Here is a 9258-nt window from a genome sequence, read left to right on the forward strand (position 1 = left end):
CACCGAACGCGCCGCAGCCCTTGCACCGTGGATCGAGTACTACAACACTCGACGACGCCACAGTGCACTCGACGGTCATCCGCCCATCAGCCGACTGCAACCAACCTGATGGCCGGGTACACCTAGCTCGGCTCCATGTGCTCGTGTCGAGTCCCCGACGCGCGGGCGATCACTTCCCGTATCGCCGCCATCGGTGCGCGGCGCGGCGCGGGTGCTCTGCTCTTCGGCAGGGCGCGCAGCACCATCCCGATACCGCAGCCGGCCACGATGGCGAATGCCGCCCATTCCGAACCCGAGAGGACCGTGACCGGGCCCCGGTCGAGGAGCCGATGCGGCGAGACCATCGTCCAGTCGAACGATTCGGTTCGAATCGGCGCCACGGTCGAGGGCCGCCACAGGATGGCGATGGCCAGAATGCTGCCCGCCGTTCTGGGCTGGATGTAGGACGCGCAGTAACCCGCTACCACGGCGAGCGCGGCAGTGCCGAGGTTGCGCACCCCACCCGGCGGAACCAGGGCCGCGAACAGCGCCACCGCTGTGAGCAACCCGGCACCGATCAGCGGATCAGACATCCGATTTCCGCCGAGGTATCCCAACAGGATCAACCCCAGCAGCAGGGGCACACTCCACGCGGGTCGCGGTCCGCTGCCCACCGCGCTGCCGGTGGCGCTGAGCCCGACCGCCAGATAGATCATGATTCCGTCCCGGCGTGGGAGCAGCCATGCGGCGGCGGTCGTGGCCAGCAGCGTGCACAGCGCCGTCACGACGAGTTCGATGCTGCCGTCGCCGTGGCGGAAGCGCCACTCCGCCACGGCCAACTCGCTCATCACGAGCACGATCGCGGCGATGACGGGGCTCAGCGGCAACTCCGGATAGATCGGCTCCGGGGTGAAGCGCTGCCGGGTGAGCACCTGGCAGGCCAGGATCAGTACGCCCACCGCGGCGAGCAACCACAGCGGCGGCGATCCGAACACCGACCACACGTGCGGTTCGGACGTCGCCCGATGCGGGTTGCCGAGCAGTCCCGACGCCTGCGAGAGCGTGATGACCACGAAACCCCCGACACCACCCAGCACGAACCCCGTTCCCGGTCCGCGGCGGCCGAGTACGGCCACGCCCGTCGCGCCGAACAGGATCCCGCTGCCTATCGCATCGAGGTAAGCGGTGGTCGTGAGGATGTCGGGGGAGGCGCTGTTCGCTTCGACGGTGTGCGTGACCAGCAGCACCAAGGTCGCCGTGAGCGCGATCCACCACGCGGTGCGCGCCCGAGCAAGGCTGACCGCGACCACCGCGGTGACCGCCGCGACCAGCACACCGATCGCCGCCTCGCGCGGCACGCTGAGCACCAGCCGGTTGACCTGATAGGGCGTGCAATGGCAGGTGCGACCGAAGCTGAGCGGGACGACCAGAAGCAACCCGGCCACCGCGGTAGCCAGGAACGCCGTGACGCCTTCGAGCACCTCACTCCGCCGCACCACTCCACTGGCGTACCCAGCGAGGCCGAACCGAACATCACGGATGATCCTCGCCGGGGGGCCTCTCACGGGAGTACACCGATGTGGTTGCTGTCGGGGCTATTGCGGTGTTGGAAGTGCGACGGGCCGGTTGTGTCGCGGCGCAAGTGGGGTAACGAAGAAGGCACCGCTGATCGAGGCGGCGGAGCGGAGAGTCCAAGCGGCTCTACCCATGCCGCACGTGGCTGTCGCGGCAGGCCCGGATGCGCGGGTCAAGTGGCACGATCCGGAGCTGACCCCGCTGGAAGTGAAGCGCGACATCATCCGGTCGCTGGTGCGGGTGACGATTCTGTCCGCCGCGGGAAAACAACCCGGGGTTCGGTGTACCCGCTGGCGTGGACTCTATTGCTGGCGGCCGTTGGCCGATGGCGGCCGAAACTAGTACTGACAGTAACTGGATACCTGTGGCATGGTGCGGAAGGATCAGAGGATGACCGATGTAGTCGACGTCCGGGCAGTGCGGAAGGCCCGACGCGCGGAATTGGGTGCCTTCCTCAAATCCCGGCGAGCACGTATATCGCCAGAGGATGTCGGAATTCCGGCAGGAACACGTCGGCGAACTCCCGGATTGCGCCGCGAAGAAGTCGCCCAATTATCCGGAATTGGAATAACTTGGTACACTTGGCTTGAACAGGGTCGCGAAATCAACGTCAGTGTGCAGGTTCTGAATTCGGTGGCGCGGACGTTGTCGTTGGATGCGGCGGAGAAGGCGCATTTGTATCGGTTGGCGGATGTGCCGACGGTGCCTTCGGTGGATGCGGGGTCGGCGTTGCCGGAGGAGTTGCAGGTGATTTTGGATCATTTGGAGCCGTTGCCGGGTGTGGTGTTGAGTGCGAGGTATGACGTGTTGGCGCACAACTCTTCGTATGAGGCGTTGTGCCCGGGGTTTTTGGCGGGAGAGCGGAATGTGGCGCGGCGGGTGTTCTTGACTCCGGAGTGCTGCAACGCGTATCGGCATAATTGGGATGATTTGCGGCGGATGGTGGGGTATCTGCGGGGTGCGTACGCGAAGAACCTGGGGGACCCGCAGTGGGAGGACTTCATCGCGGAGTTGTGTACCGAAAGCGAGAACTTCGCGTCGTTGTGGGCATTGAATGATGTGGCGGTGCCGCTGAGCCGGACGAAGTCGGTGCGGAATTTGGCGGTGGGGGAGTTGGAGATGTTTTTGACGAGTATGTCGTTGCCGTCGGTGCCGAATGCGTGGATGCAGGTGTATACGCCGGTCGATGAGGTGGCGTGGGGCAAGTTGCGGGCGTTGTTGGCGATGAGTGCGGAGGAGCGGGCGCGTCCGTGGGCGGAGCATCGGGAGATGTATCACGCGGCAGCGGGGTGAGGGCCATGAGTGATCTGGTGCGGTGAGCGATTGCCGCGCTTGGGCGCACCGGATTGTTTCAGGCTCGCCGGTGGACTGAAGTCGGCAGGACTGAACGGTCCCACGGTGTTCGGACTGAGCGAACACCTGCGCCGGATCGTCCAGGTCTTCGCAGAGCAGGTCGAGTACGGAGCCGTGTCGATCGAGAGCCTCCTCCGCCGCCGCTCGGAACAGCTCCTCGCGGCTTTGGAAATGGTTGTAGAACGATCCCATCCGACGTCGGCTGCCCTGGGTGATCTCGACGATCGGCACTTCAGCTTTCCGTCCGCTATCAGCGCTTGCGCTGCCGACACGAGTGCGGCGCGGGTGTGTTCCTTGCGGCGCTCGAGCCGGTTCGGCTCGGGACCGGTCTGTGCGGCATCGCTGCATCACCTCATCTGACGTACGCGCTCGCCATCGTAACTTCTCTTGTCAATCCTGACGAAATTGTCAGATACCCTTGACTGCGGATACCTTCGTAAGTGACGATATCGTCAGCAACCGGAGGGAGTGGTAGATGAGCGGCCATCACGACGTGCACAGCGGCCTGCACAGTGAGCACGGCGCGCTGCCGGGAGAGCATCCCGGCCGGGCGCGCAATCCGGTCGTCAAGGTGCTCGACCTCGCGTGGCTGGAATTCGAGAAGCCCGATCTCCGCAAAGCCGAGGTCTTCGCTCAGGCCTTCGGCTTCGCCACGGCGCTGCGGACGACCGATCGGTTGCAGCTGCGGGGAACGGACCCAGGCGCGCCGTGTGTGCTGATCCGGCGCGGCGCTCGATCGCGATTCGTCGGCCCGGCATTTCGCGCCGCCGATTCCGCAGACCTCCTGCGCCTGTCCGAGGTGTCCGGCGGCCGAGTGGTACGACTGGACGAGTCGCTCGGGGGGTCGACCGTCGATCTTGCCGATCCGAGCGGGCTGCGGGTGCGGGTGGTTGCCGACACCCATGAGCTCGCGGCTCTCACCCCGCAGCAACCCCACACGCTGAACATGGGGCACGAGGTGGTGCGAGTCAACGCCACGCAGCGGCCGGCGCGAGCCCCGGCGCGGGTACAACGGGTAGGGCACGTCGTCGTGCAGACCACGAAATACCGGCAGACTCTCGACTGGTACCTGGACAATCTCGGATTGATCGTCAGTGACTTCCTCTACTATCCCGGTCAGCGGGAGCGGGGCCCGGTCATGAGTTTCATCCGCTGCGATCGAGCGGGAACGCCCGCCGACCATCACACGCTCGCCCTGACCTTGGGCCCGTCCAACCGGTACGTGCATTCGGCATATCAGGTGGCCGACCTCGATGCCCTGGCCGCGGGCGGTGAGTATCTGCGCGAACACGGTTATCGCCGATCTTGGGGAATCGGCCGGCATATCCAGGGCAGCCAGATCTTCGACTACTGGCGTGATCCGGACGGGTTCATGGTCGAGCACTTCAGCGACGGCGACATGTTCGATTCCACGGTGGAGCCCGGCTGGGCTCCGATGACCGCCTCGGGTCTGGCTCAGTGGGGACCCCCGGTCACCACCGACTTCCTCGGCATCAAGCCCGGAGTCGAGTCATTACGTGAACTACGCGCGGTCGTCGACGCGCTACGCGAGGACAACGAATTCGATCTCCGCCGCCTGCGCGGCCTGTTGAAAGTAGCCAACTCATGACCATCTCCGTACTCCGCACCGCCGACGGCTGGTGGGTGCAAACGCCCGCTGGTGCCGCCCGGGTCGACACCGCCGCGACCACCACTCGGGAGCTCCTGGCCGACCGCGACGCTGTCATCGCCGCGTCCGAGTCCGCCGATGTCGTTGCGATGGGGAGTCTTTCCCTGATCTCACCGGTATCGACGCCGTGCCGCGTGGTGGCGCAGATGACGAACTTCGCCTCGCACGTGAAGGATTCGGGTGGCGATCCCGAGACCGTGCCGCTGACGTTCTTTCGCAAGGCCTCGGGATCGATCAGCGGCCCCTACGACGATGTGATCCGGCCCGCGCACGTGTCCCTGCTGGATTACGAGGTGGAGATCGGGCTCGTCTTCGGCCGGGAGATGCCGGTGGGCTCCGATATCACCGCCGAGAATCTCGCCGACTATGTCGCGGCCCTGGTTGTCACCAACGACATCTCCGCTCGCGATGTGCAGCTGCCGAAGACCCAGTTCTACGAGGCGAAGTCGTATCCTACCTTCACTCCGGTCGGGCCGGCGCTGGTGCTGCTGGAAGCCGACGAGCTGAAGCGGTTCACCGACCTGCGACTGCGGCTGTGGGTCAACGGCGAACCGCGTCAGGACATGACGGTTGCCGACATGATCTACCGGCCGGTCGAGGCGCTGCGGGAACTGACCCGCTTCCAGCGCATGGATGCCGGCGACTTGCTGCTGACCGGGACGCCGGTCGGTACCGCGATCAGTGCCCCGCCCAAGCCCGTGGAAATCATCGGCTCGCTGCTGCCGCCGAAGGTGAAGTGGAAGCTGTTCTTCTCCGGCCAGGCCAAGAACCCGAAGTACCTGAAGGACGGTGACATGGTGGAGGCCACGATCGCGACCGACGACGGCGCAATCGACCTCGGCCGCCAGCGCACGGTCGTGAGGTACAGCCGATGACCGCAACCGCATCGCCCGTCGCCGCGTCCGAGGACCTGTTGTGGCTGCGCGGTGCGGCAGCGGGTAGTGGTCTGGCGTTGTTGATGGCCGGCGCAGTTTCCAGCCATCTCCGCAACGGTGATGGGGTCGGTGAGTTCGCGCCCACACTGGGTAGCGGCCTGGCTGCCTTCGCGTATGTGGCGGCGGTGAAAGGTGTGCCCTCGTGAACTCGCTGGCGGTCCGAGTCGTGATCGTCGGCGCAGGCCCGACCGGGCTGACCGCGGCCACGCTTCTGGCCCAGTACGGCATCGAATCGTTGGTGCTGGAGCGGTGGGAGGGCGTTTACCCACAGCCCCGCGCTGTTCATCTCGACGGCGAGATTCGGAGGATTTTGGGTCGACTGGGCGTCGGTGAAGAGTTCGACGCCGTTTCCCGGCCGGCGTTGGGTTTGCGTTTGGTGGATCCGAATCACCGCGTACTGGCGCAATTCGATCGGGACCCGACGGCCGGTCGCAACGGCTATCCGGAGGCGAACCTGTTCGATCAGCCGGAACTGGAAGCGATTCTTCGTCGCAACCTGGCCCGGTATCCGGAGGCGACGGTGCGCGGCAACGCGGAAGTCACCGATGTAATCGACGAGGGAGACTGCGTCCGTGTGGAATTCAACGATCGATCAGGCGGGGGGATCCAGTCCGTACGGGCGGACTATGTCTTCGGTTGCGACGGGGCGAACAGCCTGGTGCGTGGTCGGATCGGCGGACGTATGCGGGACCTGCGATTCCAGCAGCGCTGGCTGGTGGTCGACATCGCGACAACGGCCGAGCTGCCCCACTGGGACGGTGTGCACCAGGTCTGCGATCCCGATCGCGCCGCGACCTACATGCGCATCGGAAAAACCAGGTATCGATGGGAATTTCGCCTATTACCTGGTGAAGACGCCGACGACTATCGGGATTTGGCTGCGCTGCGGCGGTTACTGGCCCCTTGGCTCGGCGACAGGCGTGCGCAATTGGTGCGAGTCGCCGAGTACACCTTCCGCGCGCAACTCGCCGACCGGTGGCGTAAGGGGCGCGTATTCCTGCTCGGCGATGCGGCGCACCTGACCCCGCCGTTCATCGGGCAGGGCATGGGCGCGGGCTTGCGCGATGCTGCGAACCTCAGCTGGAAACTGGCCGGCGTGTTGCGCGCCGAGCTGCCCGAGTCTGTGCTCGACACCTATGAGCAGGAGAGAAGGCCGCACGCGCACAAAATGATTCGGCTGGCCAAACTGACCGGGCTGACAATGACCGAGGGGGGCGAACTGGGTAACCGATTGCGTGGCATGGTCGCGCCGCATCTGCATCACATCCCGGGGTTGACGCGGATGGTCACGAGCGGCGAATCTCCACCGCTGCGGGGCTCCTCGCTGGTGGCGGCGAGACGGATAAACGACCGGCTGACCGGTCGTTTGGTTCCGAACGATCGAATGGCGCATGACCAGCGCGTCGACGACGTCGTCGGTGGTCGATACACCGTCATCACCCGCGCGAATCCGTCGACGCGAGATCGCGACGTGGTCCGGCAACGGGGCGGCGTCGTAGTATCTGCCCCTCGGGATTCGGAGTTGTACCGCTGGATGCGCCGCGGCCGCGCGTCGACGATTGTGGTCCGGCCCGACGGAATCGTGCAGAGCTGCCAGGGGAATCTGTCTGCGCTGTGTGCCTCACTTCCGAGCTTCAGGGCGGGCGTGCGACGATGAGCGGCGTCGTCCATGCCGCACCAGTGGTCGCCGACCAGTCTCGGGTGCTCACCGCAGCACACGCCTACACGTCGACCGGTCGATAAGCGGCCGTGCCGTGCGACTCGGCGTGGTTGCGCATCGTCAACAACATCGGCGACGTGGATCACGAGTTCCGCTATCCGCGGGCACCTTCCTGGTGCTGGTCGTAGAGCCGTTCCATGCCGATCGCTGAAAGATGCAGTGCGAGTTCAGAGCTGGGGCTGTGGCGGCAGGGCGGTGGTACTGAGTTTGTGTGCCGATCGTTTGTTCATTCCGAACATACGTAGGACATGGAAGGCCATTTCATCGGTTCTCGCCTCGACGTCTGATTCCGGGTGCGCGTCGAGCAGTTGCAGGAGCCCTAGTAGGGCCCCGCCTGCCGCCATGACCGCCATATCAGGGTCCATCGGCTCGAAGCGGCCAGCCTCTTGCGCGGTGATGATGTCGTGGCGGGCGCGTGGAGCCAGACCTTCGTCGCGCAGCAATACCGACATCCCCGAGTTCAAGATCACCCGGATCATTTCCGGAACCTGCCGCTGCAAGCGTCCGGTCATGCGAAAACTCACCGCGAACACTTCGGCCGGGTCGTCGTAGAGGGCGACGATACCGTCGCGCATCTCGCTGTAGACCTGCAGCGCCGAGCGTACCGCCGCGTCGAAGAGCTGTTCCTTCGATTCGAAGTGGTTGTAGAAGGAGCCGAATCCGACGTCGGCGGCGTCGGTTAGCTCCTGAATGCTCACCGCCGTTCGGCCCTCGGACAAGAACTTCCGGGCAGCGCCGAGTAGTGCGTTCCGGGTGCGCTCGCGGCGCCGATCGACACGGTTGCGCACCACGGGTTCGGTGGTCATCAGGGCCTCCTACATCGGAATCGTCACCGAAATCGTATCTGAGCAAAACGTCAGTCTGTGCATATGCCGTCTCGGGTGCCGTCATTATTATGACTGAACTCTCATATGTGATGAGTTGATCAGTATTGTAATTGTGTGATAACAGGAGGCCGAGATGGCGCAACGTGCGAACCGTTGCGATGGGTGGCGCGGGCTGCCTGGCCATGCACCGTGAGTCGTTTGAAAAGCGCCGTTCGCTGAGGGTCATGCGGGCACCTGCGGTGTGGGCCGCCTCTGATGCCCGCCTCTGGGGTGGTGCTCCGCAGTGATGTATCGATCGGGTGTGATTCTTGCGGCATCAATAGATTACTGTAATCTAATCACGTCTGATGTAATGATCACTTCTGTTTCCGCCCGCAGCCGGACGAAGCGCAGCCGAGCGTGTCTTGTGGGGTCAGCGGTCGAGCGCTTCGACAGCCACATCGTCAGCCCCTGTTCGATGCGGGAGGTGGCGACGGGATCGTGTCCAGTGAAGAAGGCCGTCGATGTGTTGCCAGGTGCGGTGGGTGGCGTCCGGGTCGTGGTCGGGCAGGCTGGAGTCGGTGTAGAAATGGCCGGTACCGGGGTAGGAGTGCAGAGTGGCCTCGGCGCGGGCATGAGCCGAGCTCGCCTGGTAGGCGGCCAGTTGGTCGGGTGGTGCGAATCGGTCGCCGGCGGCGACGTGGGCCTGTACCGGTGTGCCGAGGGGGATGCCCTCGGGGACAATGGTGGTCGCGTGGAGGAGGAACACGCCGGCGGCTGCGAGCCGGTCGGGCCACAGGCTGCCGATCACGCCGACTCCCATCGAGAATCCACCGAGAACGGTGTCGGCGGGTAGATCGCGTACGGCGGCGCGGGCCCGGGCCATGATCGTGTCCCAGCCGATGCGCTCCATGAGGGCGAACCCGTCCTCGAGTGCCGGCGCCGAACCGTGACCGGCCACGACCGAGCCGGCGAACAGGTCAGGTGTGAGGACCCGGTGACCGCGGCCGCGCAGGCGCTCGGCAGCGCTCAACTCCACCGGTCGCAGGCCGAACATCGAATGAAACAGGACCACGGTGAGTGGGTCGTGCGCACTAGGTTCTGTCTCCCAATGAGGTGAATTGATCGGCCCCGCGGTCGGGGTCGATCGTGCATCATGTCGTGCGTGGCGACCGCGATCGGTGATCGATACCAGGTTCTGACCGACAAGCAGTGGGAACT

The 9258-nt window shown here is 65.1% G+C and carries 9 protein-coding genes and 1 pseudogene; 6 read left to right on the plus strand and 4 right to left on the minus strand.

Annotation, left to right across the window (positions count from 1 at the left end):
* Window positions 1-109, plus strand: a 109-nt coding sequence (locus tag GVY64_RS35990; RefSeq protein WP_159851037.1) for an integrase core domain-containing protein, incomplete at its 5' end; no start/stop codon positions are given.
* A gap of 13 nt (window positions 110-122) precedes the next feature.
* Here GVY64_RS35990 and GVY64_RS35995 read toward each other — a convergent pair.
* Entirely contained in the window at window positions 123-1478 is a 1356-nt protein-coding gene (locus GVY64_RS35995) for a hypothetical protein (RefSeq protein WP_159851039.1), read from the minus strand.
* 466 nt (window positions 1479-1944) lie between these two features.
* On the opposite strand from GVY64_RS35995, the gene GVY64_RS36000 reads away from it, so the two are divergent.
* A complete protein-coding gene (locus GVY64_RS36000) occupies window positions 1945-2847 on the plus strand; it encodes a helix-turn-helix transcriptional regulator (RefSeq protein ID WP_159851041.1) in 903 nt (300 codons plus the stop codon).
* Between the two features lie 111 nt (window positions 2848-2958).
* Here the strand turns inward: GVY64_RS36000 and GVY64_RS38465 are convergent.
* A pseudogene (locus GVY64_RS38465) lies at window positions 2959-3224 on the minus strand (TetR/AcrR family transcriptional regulator); the annotation flags it as partial.
* A 158-nt stretch (window positions 3225-3382) separates the two neighbouring features.
* Here GVY64_RS38465 and GVY64_RS36010 point away from each other — a divergent pair.
* Genes GVY64_RS36010 through mhpA form a run of 4 tightly spaced genes read left to right on the plus strand, consistent with a single transcriptional unit; the run spans window position 3383 to window position 7168 of the window.
* Window positions 3383-4516 (plus strand): VOC family protein, encoded by a 1134-nt coding sequence (locus tag GVY64_RS36010; protein ID WP_159851045.1) that lies wholly within the window; start codon window positions 3383-3385, stop codon window positions 4514-4516.
* Window positions 4513-5451 carry a fumarylacetoacetate hydrolase family protein gene (locus tag GVY64_RS36015; RefSeq protein WP_159851047.1) on the plus strand — a complete coding sequence of 313 codons (939 nt, stop codon included), beginning with the start codon at window positions 4513-4515 and terminating at the stop codon, window positions 5449-5451. The genes GVY64_RS36010 and GVY64_RS36015 overlap by 4 nt, the downstream gene beginning before the upstream one ends.
* The gene (locus GVY64_RS38470; protein ID WP_236567526.1) at window positions 5448-5657 is read left to right on the plus strand and encodes a hypothetical protein; all 210 of its coding nucleotides are present in this window, start codon (window positions 5448-5450) and stop codon (window positions 5655-5657) included. The genes GVY64_RS36015 and GVY64_RS38470 overlap by 4 nt, the downstream gene beginning before the upstream one ends.
* Window positions 5654-7168 (plus strand): bifunctional 3-(3-hydroxy-phenyl)propionate/3-hydroxycinnamic acid hydroxylase MhpA, encoded by a 1515-nt coding sequence (mhpA, locus tag GVY64_RS36025; RefSeq protein ID WP_159851048.1) that lies wholly within the window; start codon window positions 5654-5656, stop codon window positions 7166-7168. The genes GVY64_RS38470 and mhpA overlap by 4 nt, the downstream gene beginning before the upstream one ends.
* 230 nt (window positions 7169-7398) lie before the next feature.
* Here the strand turns inward: mhpA and GVY64_RS36030 are convergent, their stop codons facing one another.
* Both GVY64_RS36030 and GVY64_RS36035 read right to left on the minus strand, forming a co-directional pair.
* Entirely contained in the window at window positions 7399-8037 is a 639-nt protein-coding gene (locus tag GVY64_RS36030; RefSeq protein WP_159851050.1) for a TetR/AcrR family transcriptional regulator, read from the minus strand.
* Between the two features lie 433 nt (window positions 8038-8470).
* On the minus strand, window positions 8471-9258 hold a 788-nt coding region (locus GVY64_RS36035; RefSeq protein ID WP_201298323.1), incomplete at its 5' end, for a dienelactone hydrolase family protein.

This window comes from Nocardia sp. CY41 (assembly GCF_009829325.1).
GTDB lineage: Bacteria > Actinomycetota > Actinomycetes > Mycobacteriales > Mycobacteriaceae > Nocardia.

Bases quoted from the DNA above. Each gene is read 5' to 3' on its own strand.
- GVY64_RS36000 (WP_159851041.1), top strand. From the start codon at position 1,945: ATGACCGATGTAGTCGACGTCCGGGCAGTGCGGAAGGCCCGACGCGCG.
- GVY64_RS36010 (WP_159851045.1), top strand. From the start codon at position 3,383: ATGAGCGGCCATCACGACGTGCACAGCGGCCTGCACAGTGAGCACGGC.
- GVY64_RS36015 (WP_159851047.1), top strand. From the start codon at position 4,513: ATGACCATCTCCGTACTCCGCACCGCCGACGGCTGGTGGGTGCAAACG.
- GVY64_RS38470 (WP_236567526.1), top strand. From the start codon at position 5,448: ATGACCGCAACCGCATCGCCCGTCGCCGCGTCCGAGGACCTGTTGTGG.
- GVY64_RS36030 (WP_159851050.1), bottom strand. From the start codon at position 8,037: ATGACCACCGAACCCGTGGTGCGCAACCGTGTCGATCGGCGCCGCGAG.